The 21,942-nt window shown below is 44.7% G+C and carries 22 protein-coding genes; 15 read left to right on the top strand and 7 right to left on the bottom strand.

From position 1 onward, the window contains the following. Positions 1–110 precede the first annotated feature (110 nt). Positions 111–503, top strand: a complete 393-nt coding sequence (locus AWH61_RS03495; protein ID WP_039227263.1) for a TerB family tellurite resistance protein — start codon at positions 111–113, stop codon at positions 501–503. Between the two features lie 34 nt (positions 504–537). After that, positions 538–1,794, top strand: a complete 1,257-nt coding sequence (locus AWH61_RS03500) for an alpha/beta hydrolase (RefSeq protein ID WP_061094604.1) — start codon at positions 538–540, stop codon at positions 1,792–1,794. A 202-nt stretch (positions 1,795–1,996) separates the two neighbouring features. Here the strand turns inward: AWH61_RS03500 and AWH61_RS03505 are convergent, their stop codons facing one another. From AWH61_RS03505 to AWH61_RS03515, 3 genes are all read right to left on the bottom strand, one after another. Continuing rightward, positions 1,997–5,113, bottom strand: a complete 3,117-nt coding sequence (locus tag AWH61_RS03505) for an efflux RND transporter permease subunit (protein ID WP_049585860.1) — start codon at positions 5,111–5,113, stop codon at positions 1,997–1,999. Then, positions 5,106–6,164, bottom strand: a complete 1,059-nt coding sequence (locus tag AWH61_RS03510) for an efflux RND transporter periplasmic adaptor subunit (protein ID WP_014948828.1) — start codon at positions 6,162–6,164, stop codon at positions 5,106–5,108. The genes AWH61_RS03505 and AWH61_RS03510 overlap by 8 nt, the downstream gene beginning before the upstream one ends. 131 nt (positions 6,165–6,295) lie before the next feature. Next, a complete protein-coding gene (locus AWH61_RS03515) occupies positions 6,296–8,104 on the bottom strand; it encodes an ABC transporter transmembrane domain-containing protein (RefSeq protein WP_075176224.1) in 1,809 nt (602 codons plus the stop codon). A 191-nt stretch (positions 8,105–8,295) separates the two neighbouring features. On the opposite strand from AWH61_RS03515, the gene AWH61_RS03520 reads away from it, so the two are divergent. From AWH61_RS03520 to AWH61_RS03545, 6 genes are all read left to right on the top strand, one after another. Beyond that, positions 8,296–8,970 carry a DsbA family protein gene (locus tag AWH61_RS03520; protein ID WP_075176651.1) on the top strand — a complete coding sequence of 225 codons (675 nt, stop codon included), beginning with the start codon at positions 8,296–8,298 and terminating at the stop codon, positions 8,968–8,970. A gap of 291 nt (positions 8,971–9,261) precedes the next feature. After that, entirely contained in the window at positions 9,262–9,513 is a 252-nt protein-coding gene (rpsP, locus tag AWH61_RS03525; protein WP_014948832.1) for a 30S ribosomal protein S16, read from the top strand. 23 nt (positions 9,514–9,536) lie between these two features. Further along, on the top strand, positions 9,537–10,058 hold the full coding sequence (gene rimM / locus AWH61_RS03530; protein WP_039233395.1) for a ribosome maturation factor RimM: 522 nt from the start codon (positions 9,537–9,539) through the stop codon (positions 10,056–10,058). Next, complete coding sequence (gene trmD, locus AWH61_RS03535; RefSeq protein WP_014948834.1) at positions 10,059–10,820, top strand: tRNA (guanosine(37)-N1)-methyltransferase TrmD; 762 nt, start codon at positions 10,059–10,061, stop codon at positions 10,818–10,820. Positions 10,821–10,838: 18 nt separating this feature from the next. After that, positions 10,839–11,198, top strand: coding sequence for a 50S ribosomal protein L19 (gene rplS, locus AWH61_RS03540; protein WP_024015986.1), 360 nt, complete (start codon positions 10,839–10,841; stop codon positions 11,196–11,198). Between the two features lie 174 nt (positions 11,199–11,372). After that, a complete protein-coding gene (locus tag AWH61_RS03545) occupies positions 11,373–12,017 on the top strand; it encodes a trimeric intracellular cation channel family protein (RefSeq protein ID WP_039233402.1) in 645 nt (214 codons plus the stop codon). Positions 12,018–12,049: 32 nt separating this feature from the next. Here the strand turns inward: AWH61_RS03545 and AWH61_RS03550 are convergent, their stop codons facing one another. Further along, positions 12,050–12,766 (bottom strand): enoyl-CoA hydratase/isomerase family protein, encoded by a 717-nt coding sequence (locus tag AWH61_RS03550; RefSeq protein WP_014948837.1) that lies wholly within the window; start codon positions 12,764–12,766, stop codon positions 12,050–12,052. 218 nt (positions 12,767–12,984) lie between these two features. Here AWH61_RS03550 and AWH61_RS03555 point away from each other — a divergent pair, with 218 nt between their 5' ends. From AWH61_RS03555 to tyrA, 4 genes are all read left to right on the top strand, one after another. Continuing rightward, entirely contained in the window at positions 12,985–13,284 is a 300-nt protein-coding gene (locus AWH61_RS03555; protein WP_039233408.1) for a hypothetical protein, read from the top strand. Then, complete coding sequence (locus tag AWH61_RS03560) at positions 13,265–13,528, top strand: hypothetical protein (RefSeq protein ID WP_249922595.1); 264 nt, start codon at positions 13,265–13,267, stop codon at positions 13,526–13,528. Before AWH61_RS03555 ends, AWH61_RS03560 begins: the two co-directional genes overlap by 20 nt. A gap of 259 nt (positions 13,529–13,787) precedes the next feature. Further along, positions 13,788–14,876, top strand: a complete 1,089-nt coding sequence (locus AWH61_RS03565; protein WP_014948838.1) for a 3-deoxy-7-phosphoheptulonate synthase — start codon at positions 13,788–13,790, stop codon at positions 14,874–14,876. A gap of 75 nt (positions 14,877–14,951) precedes the next feature. Beyond that, the gene (gene tyrA / locus AWH61_RS03570; RefSeq protein WP_075176225.1) at positions 14,952–16,106 is read left to right on the top strand and encodes a bifunctional chorismate mutase/prephenate dehydrogenase; all 1,155 of its coding nucleotides are present in this window, start codon (positions 14,952–14,954) and stop codon (positions 16,104–16,106) included. Positions 16,107–16,164: 58 nt separating this feature from the next. Here tyrA and pheA read toward each other — a convergent pair whose 3' ends face one another. The 3 genes from pheA to yciH all read right to left on the bottom strand — a co-directional run bounded on the left by pheA (position 16,165) and on the right by yciH (position 18,898). Further along, entirely contained in the window at positions 16,165–17,418 is a 1,254-nt protein-coding gene (gene pheA / locus AWH61_RS03575; RefSeq protein WP_170870493.1) for a prephenate dehydratase, read from the bottom strand. Between the two features lie 283 nt (positions 17,419–17,701). After that, positions 17,702–18,502: a response regulator gene (locus AWH61_RS03580; protein WP_014948846.1), complete on the bottom strand. Its 801-nt coding sequence runs from the start codon at positions 18,500–18,502 to the stop codon at positions 17,702–17,704. A 63-nt stretch (positions 18,503–18,565) separates the two neighbouring features. Beyond that, positions 18,566–18,898 (bottom strand): stress response translation initiation inhibitor YciH, encoded by a 333-nt coding sequence (gene yciH / locus AWH61_RS03585; RefSeq protein ID WP_014948847.1) that lies wholly within the window; start codon positions 18,896–18,898, stop codon positions 18,566–18,568. 171 nt (positions 18,899–19,069) lie between these two features. Here yciH and AWH61_RS03590 point away from each other — a divergent pair, with 171 nt between their 5' ends. From AWH61_RS03590 to AWH61_RS03600, 3 genes are all read left to right on the top strand, one after another. After that, a complete protein-coding gene (locus tag AWH61_RS03590) occupies positions 19,070–19,375 on the top strand; it encodes an STAS domain-containing protein (RefSeq protein ID WP_069943977.1) in 306 nt (101 codons plus the stop codon). 43 nt (positions 19,376–19,418) lie between these two features. Next, positions 19,419–21,095, top strand: coding sequence for a fused response regulator/phosphatase (locus AWH61_RS03595; protein WP_075176226.1), 1,677 nt, complete (start codon positions 19,419–19,421; stop codon positions 21,093–21,095). Positions 21,096–21,346: 251 nt separating this feature from the next. After that, positions 21,347–21,787, top strand: coding sequence for a tellurite resistance TerB family protein (locus tag AWH61_RS03600; protein WP_014948851.1), 441 nt, complete (start codon positions 21,347–21,349; stop codon positions 21,785–21,787). The last annotated feature ends 155 nt before the right edge of the window (positions 21,788–21,942 follow it).

A 21,942-nucleotide genomic window follows, 5' to 3' on the forward strand; every position in this document is an offset into this window, starting at 1 on the left:
ATGCTTTGGGTGTTAAATAGCTCGGTGTAGACACAAAAAAATTATCGCTACTGCTAGGACGCAGAGCATGTTGTGGTACTGCCGCGTACAGTACGAAGAGGAAGAGTGTTATGCAATTATCAGAAGAACAAAGTTTTAACCAAGCCCTTATCAAGCTTTCAGTATTACTTTATCAAGTCGACGGAATGGTCACACTGTCGGAACAAGACTACCTGAATGCAATGGTTGAGTCTTTAGACTGGCAAAGCCCAATCTGTCGCGAAGCATTTCTAAACGACACGATATACCAAACGCGAAAGGCCATTGACACCGGCGATGCCATGACGTTTTTACGCAGTTTGAAGCACGACCTATCGTTTGATGCCGAGAAAACGTTAGAGGTTGCAATGGCGATCACGGGCGTTGATGGCGAGCGAAGCGAGGAAGAAACCGAACTTCTATCATTACTTACCCATAAATTACTCGCCAAAGCTTTAGTTTCGGGTAAAGATACACTGCAATAATCGCTTTTTATTGCCACAGACCTAAACGTTAACAATGCCAAATTTTACCGTTAAAGCAGCACACGCATGTGCTGCTTCTCTCGCGCTGTTCTTATTGAGCGGCTGCCATTCGTCGCACAGTTCTCAGTTCAGCGCCAGTGCACAGGCCTTCCCGGTTGGTGTGCAGCCTTTCGATAATTACCTAAATGAAGTTGAACGTTACTTGCTTGAACATAGGGCATTTATTTCTGACGACAAAGCACAAGAAATGTCCATGAATATGCCATTTGAATGCGGCACACAATACCGCAATATTGGCGTCTTGTTAGTTCATGGATTGGGCGATTCACCTTACTTTTTTCGTGATGTTGCCAACGCCATGTGCAGTGAGGGCATTCACGTTAGAACCATCTTGTTGCCGGGACACGGCTCAAAACCCGGAGACATGCTAAATGTTAGCTATCAGCAGTGGCAGACAGAAACTAATCATCACATACGACTATTTTCCGAAGAAGTAGACAACCTCTACATTGGTGGCTTTTCGACGGGCGCTAACTTGACCACAATAGCAAGTTTTTCGATGGCTGAAGAGCTTGATATAAAAGGGCTAATGCATTTTTCACCAGCCTTTAAATCACGCTTCTTTGTGTCCCGTTTAGCGCCTTATATTGACTCATTATTTCCCTGGCCTAATGTTGAAGAAGAAGATAACCCAAGCCGCTATAACTCCACTGCAATGCCAGGGTTCGCTGCCTATCAAGAAAGCGTAAATGTGCTTCAAGATTTATTCTCTAAATCGGAAAAAGAAAAGCGTGCGTTGAATTTACCTGTGCTTATGGTGGTGGCAGAAAAAGACAGTGTGGTTGACACAAAAAAAGTAGCTGAACAGTTTAGAGATAATTTTACTCATCCACACAAGTGTTTATTGTGGCAGGGTGAGGACGAACCCGATGTACCTGAAAATACACTCATCATGCAAACCATGAAAGTCCCGGAGCAGCGTATTAGCGCAGCCTCTCATATGAGTACACTTTTTTCAGATAAGAACCCGCTATATGGTACTGCGAGTGACTTTCGCATATGTGATAACGGTCAAGGTAGTGACGCTGAAGCGCGCTGCAAAGCCGGCGAAGAAGTGTGGTATGGGCCGTGGGGATTTGAGCCCGATAACGCTGATGAAGAGTTAGCAACTAATAAGAAAGACAAGGTGTATGCAAGGCTAACCTACAACCCTTACTTTGATAGGATGGTCGATCAACTACTCGCCTTTACAGGTAAAGCCAAAGTCAAAGCGTTCTGTAAAACCTACTAGGGCAGTAGGTTCTTAATCCATTTGAAAGCTCTAGCATCAGCCGTTTTTTAATAAAAAAACGCCCAAGCCTTAACGCGAGTAGTAACACTTGTTGTTACAACACACGTAGCTTGGGCGTCTCTCTTAATTCTCAAAGCAAACCTAGCGCACAGTCTTTAGATGCCGCTTAAATAGGCATAGTGCCTACTTAAGCGGGAAAATCCTAGGAATGCTGTGCGTTGGCTTCTTCCATTTCCTTCTCAAGCTTAGCGCTTTCGTCTGCACGTGGCTTGGTAAATCTGGCAAGTGCAAGATACAAAACCGGTGTCAGGTAAAGGGTAAATACTACGGCAATACCCAATCCACCAAATACGACCCAGCCAATAGCATTACGAGCTTCTGCGCCAGCGCCTGTGGACAGAATGAGCGGCAGGCCACCTAGGATAGTTGAAACCAGCGTCATCATAATAGGGCGTAATCGCACTCTACCAGCCTCAACGATAGCATCGTAAATATCATAACCCTTATCGCGAAGCTGGTCGGCAAATTCAATCAAAAGAATCGCGTTTTTGGCGAGAAGGCCTATCAACATTACCAAGCCAATTTGCGAGTAAATATTAATGCTGGTGCCGGTTAAAAACAGGGCATAGACCGCGGCGGCAATACCAAAAGGAACGGTAAGCATAACCACAACCGCACTGTTCACACTTTCAAATTGTGCAGCCAATACAAGCAGTACAATGACAAAAGCCAACACATAGGTAAGCGCTACTTGCTTAGACGTTTCTTCGTAAGTTTGTGCTTCGCCAAGAAACACAAGTCCGATACCGTTCGGTAATGATTCTGCTGCTAGATTGCGAATATTCTCTACTACATTACTAAGCGCTACGTCTTCGGGCAATTCCATTTCCAGCTTAATTGCGCGGCGCTGTGCCTGACGCTCTAATTCAGCGGCAACACCTTCTTCACTGATGAAAGCTACGCTAGAAAGAGGCACCAAGTTTCCGTCGGTACTTTTCACATATAAGCTAGTAAGCTCAGATGGATCTAATGTACTGCGATTATTAGTTTGCAGCATGATAGGGATAGATTGGTCGCCCACATTCAAATCTGCGATATCATCGCCGTTCACTGCGGCGCGCAGGGTACTTGCTATATCGGTAAGCGGCACGCCCAGTTCTTCAGCACGGCGTCTGTCAATATTTACTCTCATCTGAGGTTGGGTAGGGTCGTAGCTTATTCTCGGTCTACCTAGTTCAGGTAGTGCATCTTCAATCTGACGAGAGAACGCTTGTGAAGCTTCGAAAATGTTTTCATAAGTGTCGCCAGTTAAAGCTATTTCAAGCCCGCCGCTTTGACCGCGAAGGTTCAAACTATTGCCGCCAAAGGCACTGCCTGGCGCACCAGGAATTTGCTGAAGCTTAGGGCGTATTTCATTTACTACTTCTTGCAGAGATTTGTCTCGGTCATCCCAATGCTTCAAAGGCGCTGTGATAAAGACGATGTTGGGATCCCACGAACCGACTACCGTGTAAATGGAATCTATGGTGCCGTTATCCACATAGGGAAGCAGCAGTTCTTCCATCTTTTCAGCTTGTCTGTCCATAAAGTTTAGGCCAGCACCGTCTGGACCTCGTGCAAAAATACGAATTGTGCCTCTGTCTTCGCTTGGCAGTAATTCATTATCGATATTTTGCGATAAAATATAAGCGCCACCGCCTGCTGCTAAGCTTAACACACCAACTACCCAGCCATATTTGAGCGCTTTTAATAATGACGCCTGATACAGGCGCAAACAAGCGTTGCCAAAACGGCCAAAGGTCTTGCTAAACAAACCGCTTTCTTTCGCTTCTTTCACCTTCAGTCGGGCGGTAAGTGCAGGAACCAAGGAAAGGGCGACGAAAGATGAGATTATAACAGCGCCAGCTAATACGCCTCCAAACTCCCTGAATAAAAGCCCTGCAGTAGAAGGAAGGAATGCGATGGGAATAAATACTGAGGCGAGTACAGCGGTTGTTGCTACCACTGCGAAGAATACTTCTCGTGTGCCCACCACGGCAGCCGCACGGGCACCTAGACCCATACTTCTACGACGCTGTATATTTTCAGAAACCACAATAGCGTCGTCTACTATCATACCCGTGGCCAATACAAGAGCGAGGAGGGTAAGAATATTAATGGAAAAGCCCATGCCCCAAATAATAGCCAGTGCACCCGCTAGTGAAACGGGTATCGAAAGGGCTGGGACGATGGTGGCACGCCATGAACCAATAAACACTAAGAGTGTGACCACGACTAACGCCACGGTCAGGCTGAGAGAGACGACCACTTCTTTAACCGAGTCGCGGATAAACTCTGCATCATCGGACGTTACTACGATATGCATATCAGTAAAACGCTTGTCGAGGTCTGCGACCATGGCCAGCACTTCATCTGAAATCTCGATCGTATTAGAGCTTGCTTGACGTATTACGCCAACGCCTATGACTGGCGTTCCATCCAAACGAACTACGCTGGTGGTGTCGGCAGGGCCGAAGTACACACTGGCAACATCATTAATTCGAATGTCACCGCTTACAACAATGTTACCCACATCTTCTGCCGATACCGAAGTTGCATCAGCTCGCACGATTAACGCTTGTTCGGCAGATTGAATACTGCCAGCGGGTACATCAAAAGGCGCAAGCGATAGTGCATTAGCAATGTCACTCATCGATAGGCCAAAACTGGTTAATCGTAGAGGATCCACAGAAACGCGCAGCACACGCTCTCTTTCTCCATCTAACATAACGTCGGCAACGCCAGGAATGCTTAAAAACAATGGTGCTACATCGGTGTCGACACGTTCGGTGAGCGTCTCCATGTCCAAGGTATCACTTGAAATGGCAAGGCTTACAACCGCCTGAGCGTCGCTGTCGGCCCGAATGATCGATACTTGTTCGACATCTTCCGGAAGCTGTCGCTGAATTCGACTGACCGACTCACGTACTTCGTTAGCCGCGTCTTCCAAGTTAACGCCGGGGCGAAACTCAACCCGAACACGGGCCGAGTTTTCTTCACTTTGCGCATAGATGTCTTTGACGCCACTCACACGCGCAACCGCACCTTCAAGGCGACCAGTTACTTCGGCATCTACTGTTTCAGGAGATGCGCCGGGAAATTCCGCTGTAACGGTTACCTGAGGTGTATCTACATCGGGCAGCTCGCGCACTTCAAGACCGCTCAATGCAGCAAACCCAGCGATAGCAATAAGTAGGTTTAGTACAACAATAAGAACCGGGCGTCGAATAGATAGCGATGGTAAGTCGCTAACTGACGAAGATAGGTTTGGATCACTCACCTTGAGGCCCTCCGGCCAGTTCGGTAGTAATCTCTTGTCCGGTACGTAAGCGTTGTACACCTTCAGAAATTAGTGTGTCACCTTCTTCAATATCGCCCGAAACAAGGATAGTTCCTCTAAGACGCTGATGAACACTCACGTCAACACGTTTAGCCTTACCGTCTTCGGCAAGCCATATGTAAGCGCCAGTAGCTCCCCACAAAAGTGCGGCTTCTGGAATGGCAGCAAAGCGATCGCCTTCAATGCTTAAATTAACCCGAAAGCTCATGCCAGGGCGAAATTGATCAGAAGAGTTGTCGAGTAATGCTCTAGCGCGAAGCGTTCTATCTGCCTCATTGATACGAGAATCAACCTGAGCTATCTCGGCTCTTACTAGTTTCTCTCTGTCACTCCATGGCTCAAGCGTTACGTTTGGCGCATTCAGTAAAACGGGCAATGCTGCTTCAGGCGCTCTGAAGTTAATAAAGAGTTTGCTTCTGTTATCCAGTGTAGTGATAACCGTCTGCTCGTTAATGCGATCGCCTACTTCAACGTCAGTTATGCCCACAACACCGTCAAAAGGCGCTACGATGTGTCTGTCTTGTAAATCGGCTTGAGCTTCTTCCAATGCAACTTCTGCAAGGTCACGTTGAGTGCGTGCTAAGTCCAATTCACTGACCGGTACAGCGCCTTGCTTATAGCTTGATGCTAATCGTTCTACGGTGCGCTGTGCGTCTTCCAAAGTGAGTTTGGCGCGTTTTAATGCCGTTTGCTGACGTCTATCATCAAGACGAACAAGCACCTTTCCTTTTTCTACTGTTTGCCCAGGGACAAAGTTAATTTCTGTTACTTCATCAGCGACGGCAGGATACAACACAATTGAACGAACGGCTTCAGCACTACCTACTGCTTCCACTTTTCGCGTTTCGTTCATAAATTCAATGGGCTTGGTTACTACAAGCTTTGCTTGCCTGTCTCCCATAAACTGCGCATTTGCAGTTGGCACCATCATTAAAAAAAGAGCGCAAAGACCTGTCCATGTCTTCATTGCACCATAGAATGAATTTTTCATTTTAAACCCGTAGCGTTATTGGAACCTGTGCAGAAAAAGCTGCTGGCCCTTTATTTTTGTATTACCAAAACGTATGTTTTGTAGTCGATTGGTCGACCTCGTTGTTTGTACCGTATAGCACCACAGGCGGTTCAGCTAAGCAATTGCAGTTCGGCGTATTCCCTGTACAGGGTATCGCTTTTCATTAACGATGCATGGTCGCCGCTTCCTACGACCTGACCTTTATCCATAACTAATATGCGATCGGCGTGCTGCACCGTCGCAAGTCGGTGAGCAATCACAATGCTGGTTTTTCCTACCATTAATCTATCTATCGCTTGTTGAACCATACGCTCACTCATCGCATCAAGCGCACTCGTCGCTTCATCGAGGAGTAAAATTGGGCGGTCGGCCAAAATAGCGCGAGCAATAGCAATACGTTGTTTTTGACCGCCAGAAAGTTTTACGCCTCGTTCGCCTAACTGTGTGTTGTAGCGCTCATCTAGGTTATCGATAAATTCGTGGGCAAATGCCTGCTTCGCTGCATTTATCACGGCGTCGTCACTTGCATGTGGGCTGCCGTAGCGAATGTTTTCCAACACGGTATCAGCAAAGACCACGGGCTCTTGGGTAACTATCGCAATATGTTGGCGCAGAACGTCTACAGGCATTTTGTTGATTGGCGCACCATTGAACAGTATTTGTCCGGCACTTGGGTCGTAGAAGCGCATTAATAATTGAAATAGTGTTGTTTTGCCTGCGCCACTTGCTCCTACCAGAGCAAGACGTTCTCCTGCTTGAATGTTAATGTTTAAATTATCAAACAAAGGTTTGCTGTTGGGGTAAGCAAAGCTGACATTTTCCAATTCTATTTTTGGTGCCGCTTTGGAGATTATCGGTTTAGCGCTTGCTCCTCTTAATGCTGAGTACGTTGAAGAAGCAGAGGCTTCAGCTGTGTCACCATTCAAAGATCGAATAGAAGGCTCAGTGGTAAATAGCTCGTACAAACGCTCACTTGCACCAACTCCTCGCTGTACTTCACCAATGACTTCGCTGATTGTGGCCACACTGCCGCCAGCCATTACGGCATAGAAAAGGAAAGCGGAGAGTTCACCTACGGTCATAGTGCCGTCTAATACTTGTCTTGCCCCCACCCAAGCGATAAAGATGATGGCCGTCATACTGATACACATGATGCAGCCAATAAGTAGTGAGCGATAGTGAATACGCTTTTTAGCTACGTCCATGGCAAGCTCTACCTTTTTAGAGAAATGCATTCGTTCGGCATTTTCAGCGGTATAGGCCTGTACGGTCATAATTTCATGGAGACTTTCATCAATGCGTGCACCCAAGTCTGCCACTTTGTCCTGGCTTTCTTTGGCATAACGGCGCACTTGAGGCGCCAGTACCTTGATAGGAACCAGCACAGCGGGTACTGCAACAATTACACAGAAGGTAAGAAGGGGACTAGAAAACGTCATAAGCGCCAAGGCACCAACGAAAGTCACGACCGAGCGAAGGGTCATCGACAAACTCATTCCCACTACAGTCTGAATAATTGTAGTGTCGCTGGTAAATCGAGAAATGACCTCGCCAGTTCTAAGTTCTGCAAAAAATGAAGGCGGAAGAGACAGCAAGTGCGCATATACCTGGTTTCTGATATCAGCACTAACGCGCTCGCCAAGCCAAGTCATTAAGTAAAAGCGCGCATATGTCGCTAAACAGGCCACGATAGTAATGGCTAGCACTAATACTGTGGCTTTGTTTAAGGTATCCGCTGCGTTTTCTATGAAGCCGCTGTCGATAGCGTACTTAATGCCTTGCCCAAGTAAAAGCCATGCAACTGCGGCCGTGAAAAGTGCTATAACTGCACCTACAACGCGCGCTTTGTAGCGAAGTAAATGTGAGCCAATCCACTGTAAGACTTGTTTGGTTGATACACTAGCGAGTGGTGTTGTCAAAATTACCTCTTCATGCGCATAACTAATTCATAGCGTTGATTTCGCTACGCTTATTAAAATTCATTATTTGGATTATACGGCAAAGCATGTACATTGGACGTAGGCAATGCGATTACAGCGGCAGTATTTACGCTGGGATGAAAGTTAACGTCGCAGAAGCAAAGCAAAATAGTTAAAACGGGAAAATTATGATGAGTGAAACACGTACTTTGTATTATGTTCATGATCCAATGTGCAGTTGGTGTTGGGCATTCGTTCCTACTTGGGAGCAAATACAGCGTGAGTTACCCAACGACATTGAGGTTGTCTACTTGCTTGGCGGGCTCGCACCGGATAGTGATTTACCTATGCCGGAACAAATGAAACTTACTATTGCAGGCTATTGGCAAACTATTCAAGATCGTGTGCCTGGAACACAATTCAACTATGATTTTTGGACAAAGTGTCAGCCTCGTCGTTCGACCTATCCTTCGTGTCGAGCAGTTCTTGCAGCAAAAGCGCAGGCTAGAGATAGCGATGAAGCAAAAGCATTAGAGAAGGCAATGATCAAGGCAATTCAAGAAGGGTATTACCTGAATGCGAAAAACCCGTCGGATTTTGATACCTTGATAGCATTTGCTGAAGAAATAGGGCTTGATGTCGAACGCTTTGAAATAGCACTCAATAGTGAAAGTACAATTGAGAAATTAAACGAAGAAATGCATATGGCGCGTAGCATAGGCGCCCAAGGCTTTCCCAGCTTAATACTCAAATCAAACAAATTTGCCGGGGCAGAAGAGACAAAATCACAAGCGCTTAAAAAGCCACAATGGCATAACGTTCCCTACGACTATAACGACGCAAGTGTAACCCTGCGTCGTCTTTAAATTTCACGAGATTACCTTTCCCCAATGCGAAGACAACAAAAACGCTGCCGTTAATTGTTTGTTGAACCTTGCTAGTTGTGGTGCTCCTTTCGACGATGATTAAAGTGCTGCTATCGACAATGATTAAAGTAATGTCACCGAGCACGCGCTAATTATAAGTTAAGCAAGACTTTTACTTGCATTGAGTGGCGATATCCGTATAATTCGGCGGCCTTCTAATTGGCGTCTAATTTTTAGTCGTAGTTTGAAGGCTTAAGTTAACGGTAACGCTACAACGAGTTTGAGGCATTTATGGTTACTATTCGTTTACAGCGTGGTGGCGCGAAAAAGCGTCCATTTTATCAACTAGTGGTGGCTGATAGCCGTCGTGCAAGAAACGGTCGTTTCATTGAAAACATCGGTTTCTTCAACCCAACTGCACAAGGTCAAGCGGAACGTCTTCGCGTAGATCTAGAGCGTGTTGAATACTGGGTTGGCGTAGGCGCGAGCTTATCAGATCGCGTTTCTAGCTTGGTAAAAGAAGCGAAAAAATCTGCAGCGTAAGCTGTTATTAACTGGTGGTATAGATGAGTCTAGCGTCTGACAAAGTGATTGTTGGCAAAATTGGCGCACCGTACGGTGTTAAAGGTTGGGTCAAAATCAACAGCTATACAGAAACGCCAGAAGGTATTTTTGAGTACGCGCCATGGTTTCTTGGCGATGAAAAGGAATACCAAATTGACCAGTGGCGACCGCACGGTAAAAGCCTCGTTGCAAAAATTGTGGGCGTTGATAGTCGAGATGATGCCGAGCGCATCAAAAACTTGGATATCAACATAAATGCTTCACAGCTGCCTGATTTAGGCGACGAAGGGGTTTATTGGCGTGAGCTCACCGGCATGAAAGTAGTAACAACGCAAGGTTACGACTTGGGTGTGGTGAAAGAAGTGTTTAATACAGGTGCTAACGACGTGATTCACGTTAAAGCGAATGTAGGCGATGCTTTTGGTCAAAAAGAAAGACTATTACCTTTTGTGTTCGACGAAGTCGTACAAGAGGTGGATAAGGAAGCGAAGGTCATTAAAGTTGACTGGGACCCGGGGTTTTAAGTGACACCGGAAAAGTGGTTCGGCGTTGTTAGCCTGTTTCCAGATATGTTCGCCCCTTTTACCCAACAGGGTGTTATAGGTCGAGCAGTTAAGTCTGGAACGTTATCGGTTGACACCTTCAACCCCCGTGACTTTACACATGATCGCCATCGTACAGTAGACGATCGCCCCTACGGAGGCGGACCCGGTATGCTGATGATGGTAAAACCGCTAACCGACGCAATACAAGCTGCCAAGAAAGTGGGTGGCGAAAAAAGTAAGGTGATCTACTTATCACCACAAGGGAAACCCCTTGACCAAGCAGGCGTACAGCGCCTTGCTAACATTGACCGCACAATTTTAATTTGCGGTCGATATGAAGGCATCGACGAGCGAGTAATCGAAAGCCATGTAGATGAAGAAGTCTCTATTGGTGATTACGTGCTAAGCGGCGGTGAACTGCCAGCAATGGTCCTTATGGACGCGGTTGCTCGATTAGTTCCTGGCGTGTTGGGGCATAAAGCCTCAGCAGTTGAAGATTCTTTCACTGACGGTCTTTTGGATTGCCCGCACTATACGCGGCCCGAAATACTCGATGGTCAAAAGGTACCTGATGTGTTGTTAAGTGGGGACCATGAAAAAATTAGGCAGTGGCGATTGATGCAATCATTAGGTAGAACCTGGCAGCGTCGCCCTGAATTGTTAAATCACCTAGCTCTGACTGAGGAGCAGCAGCGTTTGCTTGAATTATTCCAAGCGCAACTGCAGCAAGATGACAGTTAACTAGGACGAGAGGATATGATGAGCAAAGTCAGTCAAGATATCATCAAAAAAATCGAAGAAGCACAGCTAAAGACTGATGTTCCTGCGTTTGGTCCAGGTGACACAGTAGTTGTTAAAGTTCGCGTTACCGAAGGTGACAAAGAGCGTCTTCAGGCTTATGAAGGTGTTGTTATCGCTAAACGTAACCGTGGTCTGCACTCGTCTTTTACCGTGCGTAAAATTTCTAGCGGCGAAGGCGTTGAGCGTGTGTTCCAAACACACAGCCCGGCAGTTTCTTCAATTGAAGTGAAACGTCGCGGTGCGGTTCGTCGTGCTAAGCTTTACTATCTACGTGAGCGTTCAGGTAAATCTGCACGTATCAAAGAGAAGCTTAACTAAGATTACTAATCCTTGCGTTATTGTTAACTTCGAAAAAGCCCGCTTTAAGCGGGCTTTTTTGTGCCTGAAATTCGATCTTTTTTCGGCTCAATTCCTTAATAATAGTTGGCAACGTAATAGGGCAATAAAGCGGTAATAAGTGTTCTCTTGAACACAACAGGTTGTTAATTAGCTATGAGTTCTGACTACTTTCTATTTTTAAATATTGTGGGTGTTGCGTTTTTCGCGATATCTGGCGCCTTAATGGGCCATCAAAAACAAATCAACGGTTTTGGAATAGTCGTTGTGGGTGCTATTACCGCGATTGGTGGAGGAACCATTCGCGACTTGATGTTAGGGAAACCTATCTTCTGGGTTGAGGTATCTGATTATCTATTTGCAACCTACACCGCTATTTTAGTCACGATTCTTTTTGTCAGATATATGCCATCACCTGCAAATTTCTATTTCATAATGATGGATGCAGTTGGACTCGCTATTTTTAATATTGTTGGGATAGAAAAAGCACTTATTGAGGGCACGGGTATGCTTATAGCTCTCACTATGGGCGTTGTTACCGGAATTTTTGGCGGGTTAATGCGCGATGTTATTTGTCGAGAGGTGCCCCTTGTAATGCAAGGAGACTTGTACGCGAGTACCTGTCTAGCCGGTGGTTTAACCTACGCAGCTTTATTCGCAATGGACGTAGCTTATTTCTGGTGTATTTTGGGCGCGCTACTTGTTACCGTCTTCTTGCGTCTAGGTTCGGTTTATTGGAACTGGAATATAGACCTTTTCCACAAGCGGACACATAAGAAGCGCGCCTTTCGCTTACGCTAATTTTCAAACCAACGTGAGTGTTAACTGACTAGCTACGCCATCAGTGAAAGCGATTCTATTAACGGTTTGTTCTCGTTATCGATAGTGTGGATGATATGTTTGTGTAGACGCTTTTTGTGTTCGCCAAAAATGCCACGCTTTTTATCAAAGGTCTTAGCGTAGTTCAGTGCACCTTCCATCAAGCTCTCTTGCGTATCGTACGCCTTTTCTACCACGTGATCTTGCTCTAATTCTTTACCAGATACACGTCTCCCGGAAAGCTTCATTTCGTTGAACCTATAATACGGCATCGCTTTTTTAACGAATTCAATCATACCGGGCAGAAAGGGGATTGATAAATCTACTTCAGGGAAACAGAAGAAGCCTTTGTCTGCGCGCATAAATCTGAAGTCACAAGCGCACGCCAAAATTGCTCCGTTTCCGAAGGCGTGTCCGTTGATTGCAGCAATAACGGGAAGAGGGAACAGAAGCAGCGCTTTAAACACGTCATCCATACCGTACATAAATTGCTTTATTTCCTCAGTGCGAGCTGCTTTCATCGCTGGCATTAGCCAGTCTGTGTCTATACCTAGACTAAAGCATTTTTCATCATTTGATGTGATCACTAGTGCTTTACAGCTTTCATTACTTTTAATGGTATTTAACGCTGAAAGCATCTCCTTTGCGAAGAGAGGATTGTGGCGGTTCTCTCCATTTTGCATGGTGAGAATGGCGACGTCGCCAGTGTAGGTTAGGGCTAAATTTTGCATTGTGTTCTCATTATTATTCCATTGTCGCAATGATACAAAATCCTGACAATAAATGAGAAATTTAGCTTATTTATGTTGGTCAATTATTTAAGCAAGATAGGCATGTAGATCTGGCATATTGTTCAGTTACCGCTTCCCAACAACTTTAGTAATTTATAAGCGTGCTAGAGCACAATTTAAGAAGTTGGAATGTAAATTAAACAGTAAAGGAGGTTGTAATGGATATTGTGGAATTAACTCATGATGAATTGGAAGAAGTAAATGGGGCATTTTTACATGGAGCAGCGTTAGGTGCTGGTGCCTATTTATTAGGTTCTGCTTTTAATGGGGGCTTTTCTTGGGGAGGCTTGGCAGGAGCTACCGTAGCAGGCGCATTCACCGGTGGAATGACGGCGCTAGCGGGAGGGGCTGCGGCTGTTGGTAGTATCGGGAGAGCTGTTTTGGCCGGAAATGGAGCCGCGCTCGGTGGTGCTACTCAACAGATAGTGGACGCTTCGATTGAAACAAAAGAAGAGTAGACAATTCAGCAAGGAAGGCTTGCCTTCCTTTTTCGAGGCCAAAAAGATGCAAAAAATATATATAAAGTTTATAGCCACTCAATTGGGATTAACGGTGCTAATGTTTGTAATCTGGAGCTTATTTGGTGGGATTGAGAACGCCAGAGAAATGTTGTTTGTAATAACAATATTATCAAGTGCGATGGCCGGCAATACGCTTATGAATGACGCTTTTAGTTTGGGGGAGACAGGTAAAGTAGATTAAACCTCACTGTCGATTAAAAATTGTGCTAACTCTATGCGCTATTGCCATTCAGTCATGCTCATTCGCTTCGAATCTACCCTAGATTAAAGTATTATTCGTTATTACTTGCGCTATTACGCTTGAGTTGCTAAAAAGTCAATGACGTTAAAGAAATATAGAAAAAGCTGGTTGTACAATAAAGTTTACATGCAGATTGCACACTCTTTTGGCGTTTAATTTTCCGTTTTTTATTTGTAGTTAAGAGAGTAAGAGAGCTCCCATGATCAAGGACACCGTAAATAATGTTCACGTAAGTACCGAAGATGTACTTATAACCCCTGAAGCGCTTAGTGCTGAATTGCCTGTGTCAGACAAAGCGTTAGCGGCTATTTCTGAGTCTAGAAAGATTGTTTCAGATATCATTCATCGTCGCGACCATAGATTGCTTGTAGTGTGTGGACCATGTTCTATACACGACGTTGAAGCCGCGAAAGAGTACGCACTTAAGCTTAAAGAGCTTCATGAATCATGCAAAGACACACTATTTATCGTTATGCGTGTGTACTTCGAAAAGCCGCGTACCACAACAGGTTGGAAAGGTTTAATTAACGACCCGCATATCGACGGTACGTTTGATATTGAAACAGGTCTTCGTAAGGCAAGAGAGTTGTTAATTTGGCTTGCAGAATTAGAGCTGCCTGTTGCAACAGAAGCACTGGATCCAATTAGTCCACAATATCTTGCTGAGCTATTTAGCTGGGCTGCTATCGGTGCGCGTACCTCTGAATCGCAAACCCACCGTGAAATGGCCAGCGGCCTGTCTATGCCTGTAGGATTCAAAAATGGTACAGATGGAAGCCTAGATATTGCCATAAACGCCCTTAAATCGGCGGCATCGGGTCACCGCTTTATGGGAATCAATAAGCAAGGCCAGGTAAGTATTATCGGGACCAGCGGTAATCCAGATGGCCACATTATTTTGCGCGGTGGAAAGCAGCCTAACTACGACTCGGTTTGCGTATCAGAGTGCGAGATTGAGCTGCAGGATGCTGGTTTAACAGCGGGCTTAGTAGTAGATTGCAGCCATGCGAACTCTTCAAAAGATTATCGCCGTCAGCCATTGGTTGCACAGAACGTGGTCAATCAAATTCTAGAAGGCAATCAGTCTATCATTGGCGTTATGTTGGAAAGTCACTTGAAACCGGGTAATCAAAAAGCTGAAGGTAAAAAGCCAGAAGAACTTGAGTATGGTGTTTCAATCACAGACGGATGTATTGATTGGGAAACAACAGAGAACTTAATATCTCAAACCAGAGATAAGTTAATAACTGTGTTACCCTTACGCCAAAATAAGCGCACGGTGGCATAAATCCAAGCAACGCCTAAAGTGGCAAGAAAAATTTGCCAATAAGCCCCGTGCCATTTGATTCAAGGATAAGACAGAATGGCCGATTTATCGCAGCACTTAAAAAAGTTAGATACGCTGCGTGAAGGTATCGACGAGCTGGATACCCAGCTTGTCGAATTACTCGCAAAACGCAATCAAATTACAACCCAGGTCGGTCAAATTAAGGCTGAAGCTGGTATGCCCGTTTATGTACCAGAGCGTGAAAAAGCGTTGATCGCATCCCGCCGTGCTCAGGCAGAAGCACTTGGGGTGTCGCCCGATCTCACCGAAGACTTATTACGTCGAGTAATGCGAGAGTCTTATCACACGCAAAACAACAAATATCGCTGTGTGAAACCTGATGTCGACAACGTTGTTGTAATTGGTGGAGCAGGGGCACTTGGCCGTGTGTTTGTGAGCTTGTTCGAACGAAGTAATTACAACGTTTCAGTTGTTGAAAAAGGCGACTGGGAAAGTGGTAGAGCAACATCGTTATTAAGCTGTGCTTCACTGGTTGTTGTTGCAGTGCCTATTAATCTAACCGAAGCCGTGATTAGCAAGCTTACTATGCTGCCAGAGGATTGCGTGCTTGCAGATATAACCAGTATTAAAGCTAAGCCACTTGAGGCGATGCTTGCCGCACACAATGGTCCGGTTGTTGGACTGCACCCCATGTTTGGTCCTGACGCGCCTGGCATGATTAAACAGGTAGTGGTAGTGTGCGACGGACGTGGCAGTGAGAAATACAGTTGGCTCATTGAGCAAATGCGGATTTGGGGTGCTACCATTCACGACTCCAGCGCACAAGAACATGACCAAGCCATGGCTTATATTCAGGTAATGCGTCACTTCAACACGTTTGTGTACGGGCAACACTTAAAAGGTGAAGATCCTAATCTGGAATCACTCACCATGTTTAGCTCACCTATTTATCGTTTAGAACTCGCAATGGTAGGCAGGTTATTCGCTCAGTCACCACAACTTTATGCCGATATTATTTTCAATAACCCTGATAACTTTGCACTTCTACGTCGCTTTTACGAACGTTTTGGGATTGCATTGTCATTACTTGAGAATGGCGACAAAAAAGGCTTTGTAGAACAGTTCATGAAGGTCGGCGCGTGGTTCGGAGATTATGCGAAGAAGTGTTTAGTAGACAGCAAACAGATGTTGTTAAAAGCGGATGATGGTCAGCTTTTGAGAGACAAGTAGTTTTCAATAAAGCGGTTAATTGGTAAAAAGGTGAGCTTCAAAGCTCACCTTTTTCGTGTTAATCAGCCAGCGCACTCGCCGCGGCCACTTTGGTCGGGCTAATTTCTTCGCTTGGATAGCAGCCCAATACTTTGATGTAGCGGGTAATACCACGCAATGCATCAAGGGCATTTTGTACAGGGCCATCTTCTACATTGCCTTCTACATCAATGTAGAACATCTCTTCCCATGGATTACCTGGAATAGGACGCGATTCAAGCTTCGTCATATTGATGCTGTTCTCTCGTAGCACCAACAAGGCCTCTACAAGTGCACCTGGCTTTTGGATGGTAGACATAACAAGTGTTGTTTTAGCAGGAACTTGAAGTGGAACCACTACTGGGTTGCGCGCAACAACGATAAAACGGCTATGGTTTTCTTTTTGGTTTGCTAAGTTACTCTTTATAGCCATTAGGCCGTACAAGTTACCACCCGCTTCGCTGCCTATTGCGGCTACGTCATCGCGTTTAAGCTCACTAACTGTCAACATGGCAGACGAGGTGCTGTCCATGGTTTTCACTTCTACGTTCCCTAGTTCTGCTAAGAAATGGCTACACTGAGTGAACACTTGAGGGTGAGCGTAAAGCGTTTTGATTTTATCGATACTGGTGTTGGTTCCCACTAACAATGTATGGCGGATAGGGTGGGTGAGTTCACCAATAATACTAAGTTGGGTATGCTGTAGTTGGTCATACACTTCATTGATACTGCCAGACGTTGTGTTCTCAATAGGCAATACCGCGTAATCGGCTTCTGTACTTTCAACTTTGTGAATAATTTCAGCAAAGCTCTGACAGCCAATTTCCAGCAATTCGCCTGGGCGACGAGAGAAGTACTTTTGCGTTGCTAGATAAGAGTAAGAGCCCTTGTCGCCCAAGAATGCCACTCGGTTTAAGGGCAATGTACTGCCAGGGTTAGCGCGTTCAGCAAGCATAGCCTGCTGGTTTAAAACAGAGTCTTCAATAATAACGTGGAAAATTTGTGTCACATAATGAGGGTCTAAGCCGATGTTTTGGCCTTCTTTTATTAGGCGCACCAATAGCTGTTCTTCTCGCTTTTGATCTCTCACAGGAATGTGATGCTTTATTTTCGTCTCAGCCACTTCGTTGGTTAACTTTCTGCGTTCTGAGAGTAAAGTAAGTAACTCACTGTCTAAAGCGGTAATCCGCTCTCTAACAGTATCTAATGCATTGTCTGACATATCATTCCCGTGCTTATCGTATAAGAAAATTCTGCTAAAAAAAAACCTCCCAGTTGGGAGGTTTTCATGCATGTAGCCGCGCCTCCCTAGTTAAAGGATATAAACGCAAAAAAGAAAAGTGCTACGTGCATAGTATTCTGTTTCATAGGTTTGAATGTATGTTGAACGCCTATGTGTGTCAACCCATTTTTACAAATTGAATAGTTGTTTTTAATGTGGAGGGCTTGAAAAAGTAATTAAAATGCGCTGTTGGCTTTATAAAAAGCCAAACGGTTAGGGCATGAAGCGTTGGCAGGTGCCGTAAATATACACCTGCCGGTGGGTAATTTGAGAACGCCGTTTAATATTTTAGCGCTTAGTTACCTAATAGTGCTGAAAGCATTTGTCTTACTTCGTTGGGCTCAAAAGGCTTATCGCATAGCGCGTTCACACCTGTTTGCTGAATATTAGCCATATGTGCACTGTCAGCTGACTCTGACGTTACCATGATAATCGGTATATGTGTGGTTTCTGGATTAAAGCGGATAAATTCCGATAGTTCCCTGCCATCCATTTCGGGCATATTGTAGTCGGTAACCACGAGGTCAAAAGGTTCATCTTTTATATAAGTTAGCGCCATTGCGCCATTCTCTGCTTCTTTTATGCGTTGAAGCCCCATGCCTTCTAGTACGCGTCGAATATGATTACGCGCTAATTTACTGTCATCAACAAGTAGTACGCGAACATCGTGTACGTCAAATAGTTCTAATTCTAGTTCATCGTGATTGATTAAATCTAAGCTTGCGTTTAACGCACGAGACAAATGAAGGGGTTCAAATGGTTTAGGAAGAATTGCCGCAACACCCGCCTGCTTAAACTCTTCTAGTTTGCTCAAACGATTTTCACTGGAAACCAACATGAAGGGAATTGTTTTAAATGCGTCGTCTTCTTTGATGAATTTAAGTAGTTCTAGTGCGGTTCCATCTTCGTAGTACATCGCGCTTACGATTAGGTCAGCACCGTGCGCTTTTACCGCTGAACGAGCTTCGGAAAGGGTACTGACGGGGTCAATTTCCTTTACGTGTTCTTTTAACAACAAAGTGGTGATGATCTTTCTTTGTGTGTCAGAAGGCTCAACTAAAATAATGTGTAGATCAGAAATTGACAGCTTTTCCATTTCAGACTCTTTTTGTTATATGTTTATGAAAAAGTGAGAGCTCGCTAGCTGGCTAGCGTTACATTAGCCCCCAGCAAGCTTAACTTTATACCCTTTATCGGTAAGTAGTGTGCGGAGCTTTTCTCTGTCATCAGTTTGTACTTCAATGACACCGTCTTTCACTGCGCCGCCGCAACCACATTTTTTCTTTAGCTCAGAGCCTAGCTTTTTCAGCTCATCAGACGCGAGGTCTAATCCCTTAATCAGAGACACCCCTTTTCCTTTGCGACCTTTAGTTTCCCTGTGAATACGAACAACGCCGTCAGAAGACACCGAACGCGCTTGCTCTTTTGGCTCAGGCTTTATTTTGCCGCTTTCAGTACTATAGACCAAAAGGGCGTCTTGCCAGTCTTGCATACATACCTCAATAAATTGCGTCTTTCCATCTAAATGGCGATAAAAAAAGCATTACCATACGAAAGTTTAAGATGACTTTCATGGCGATGTGTAAAAGTTCAACTAGTATAAGAATAGCAAAGTTAAAAGCATGTGATGAAGCATTTCTGCTTACATTTTTAAGGAGCGAATATGGAAATAACGTCGAGCTATCAAAATCAAGGGAAAGTACTAGTGGTAGATGTAGGCACTAAGTTTGACTTTAGTAAGGTAGAAGACTTTAGAAACGCCTATGGCGAACTGGGCGCCGATGTCTCTCACATCACCGTAGATTTATCGCGTACTGAATACATGGATAGCTCTGCCTTAGGTATGTTGTTAAACATGCAAAAGGCACTCGCTGAAAGAGAATTAACCTACAGTATCGAAAATGCCCGTCCTCAGGTTGCTAAAATCCTGAAAATATCTCGATTCGATAAAAAGTTCGACATTAAGTAAGAAAAGCAAGTCGCTAAATTAACATTTTATCGAAGAGACATACGTGAAGATCCTCATTGTTGACGACGAGGCTATCAACCGTACATTGCTTACTAACATGCTTTATAACGCAGGCTATAAAGAGTGTATCGAAGCGGTGGATGGTGTTGAAGCTATCAAAAAATTTACGCACGAAAAACCCGACTTGGTTTTGTTGGATGTTGTGATGCCTGGGCTCAGTGGTTTTGACGTTGCACCCAAAATACGTAAGCTTGCGAAAGGGCCGTATCTACCTATTCTTTTTATCACCGCTTTAGAAGATAAAGAAAGCTTAGTGAGGTGTCTGGAAGTTGGCGGGAACGACTTTGCCACAAAGCCCTTCGACCGACACATTCTAATTGCCAAAATTCGAGCCCACTTAAAAATACGTGCTTTGAGTGAACACATAGAACAGCAAAATAAAGCACTTCGATTATTCAATCAAAGAGTGGCGAGAGAGCACGCCATTGTGGAACATATTTTTAGCCACGCTATTGTCAATCGACCCGAAGTAATGGCGCATTTCGACTGCTTCCTAAAGCCAGCTGAAACCTTTAATGGCGACCTCTTTCTATGCGAATCAAGCCCTAGTGGTGGTATTTATTTTGTGGTGGGAGATTTTACAGGTCATGGTTTGGCGTCAGCAATTGGTGCGTTGCCTGTAACCCGAGCTTTTCAGGAACTCAGCCAGCAAGGGGTATCTATTTCTGAGATTATTTCAGAATTAAATCGAATTTTAATTAAGTTTCTACCAAGTGACATGTTTATGGCCGCAGTGGTGGGCGAAATTAACGCGGGGGGCAATAGAATCAACTTATGGCAGGGTGGAATGCCGGCTGTCATTGTTCCTGCGAAAACTGATTTAGCGCTGCGCTGCATCCCCTCACGTCACATGGCATTAGGGATCCTAGACGAGCATGAACTCAACACCGATTGCGATACCATTCAATTAGGATGCAATGAACAGCTTGTAATTTGTAGCGACGGGCTAATTGAGAGTACTAATCAAGAGGGAGAAATGCTTCTTGAGGAAGGCTTGGTAAGAATAGTAAAAGAGCAAATGCAGACGCATGGGAAAATAGAATCCAATTCACTTTTTCTTAAGGCGAAAGAGCATTGCGCAGCCTCTTCATTTCACGATGATGTCACGCTAGTCGTGTTTACCTCTCAACCCATTAAAACGCCCGTATCACCAAAGATGGATTTTGGATTGCCATCGGTGCATGAAGTTGCGCTTGACGCACAACATTTGAAACAGCCTGACATTCTTCAACGCGTGCTACAGCTTGCGGGGCAATGTGAGGGCATTCAAACGGTGCGTTCGATAATTTATACCGTGTTGTCGGAACTGTTTAATAATGCGTTAGAGCATGGGATCTTGAAACTCGACTCAAAACTCAAAGCTGATAGTACAGGGTTCCATCAATATTACGAAAACCGCGAGGCTTCACTAAAAGCGCTTAGTCACGGGCGAATTAATATTAGGATAGAGTCTTTACCCCTTAAAGGTAAGGTGCTGATAGCGGTTGAAGATAGTGGTGAAGGCTTTGAGTGGAATAAGGCAAGTACGGTAGGCCGGCGTCATTCCGTTCATGACGAAAGCTTTGGGCGTGGGCTCCCTTTGCTTCACGCGCTGTGCGAACGAGTGTGGTTCGAAAATGGCGGGAGTAAAGTGGTTTGCTTACTTGATACTAAAATTTAGGCGCCTTTAGACAATATCTTTACGAGCAAAATGTTCATATTCATGTTTCTCTGAGGGCTTTTAAACTCTCACTTTACAGCTCTAGTCGCTGAGTACAGTTTACATAGACTTGCTTCCTTGGTCATCGCTGTAAATCTGTCCATCTAATCCAGCAATTAATCGAATTTAGCTTTTACCGAGTAAAAGTTTTATCGATACTCAAATTTCATTAACCGCGGGCGTTTCTGCGGTGACACAAGAAGTAGGGCCCCATGCTGAAATCATTTCTTAAACTTTTCGAAGACACGCATAAGCGTACAGAGCCAACGTATACCGTTGAATTGGCGACTGCTGCATTACTTAGTGAAATTGTTAACGCTGATAATGAGGTAACGGATAGCGAGAGAAGTGAATACGAGAAACAGCTCAGAAAGCATGTAAACATAGATGAGGAAGCGATGTCGTTGTTGCTTGAAAGAGGACAAGAGACGGCTGACGATTCAATTGACTTAGTGCGTTTTACTCAAGTACTAAATAAACACTGCAGCGCTGATGAGAAAAGAGATGTGATAAAGAGCCTCTGGGCTATTGCATACGCGGATGAATCTTTAGCGCCTCTTGAAGAGAGTACTATTCGTCAAATAGCTGATTTATTGTACGTTCCTCATAGCCAATACATTAAAACTAAACTTGAAGTAGTTGAAAGAACATAGCGTTCATCATCACTCAGTTAGTCTTTTTTGTATTAGCTAAAAAAATGGATTCAAATTTAGCGACCTGTACCTTACTATTGTGAACAAATAATAATAAAAGCTTAGCGGTGACAGTGCTGTTTCAGAGCCTATGGCATCACTTGCTTACAACAGCT

It is taken from the genome of Alteromonas sp. W12 (genome assembly GCF_001924945.1).
In the GTDB taxonomy this organism is placed as follows: Bacteria; Pseudomonadota; Gammaproteobacteria; order Enterobacterales; family Alteromonadaceae; genus Alteromonas; species Alteromonas macleodii.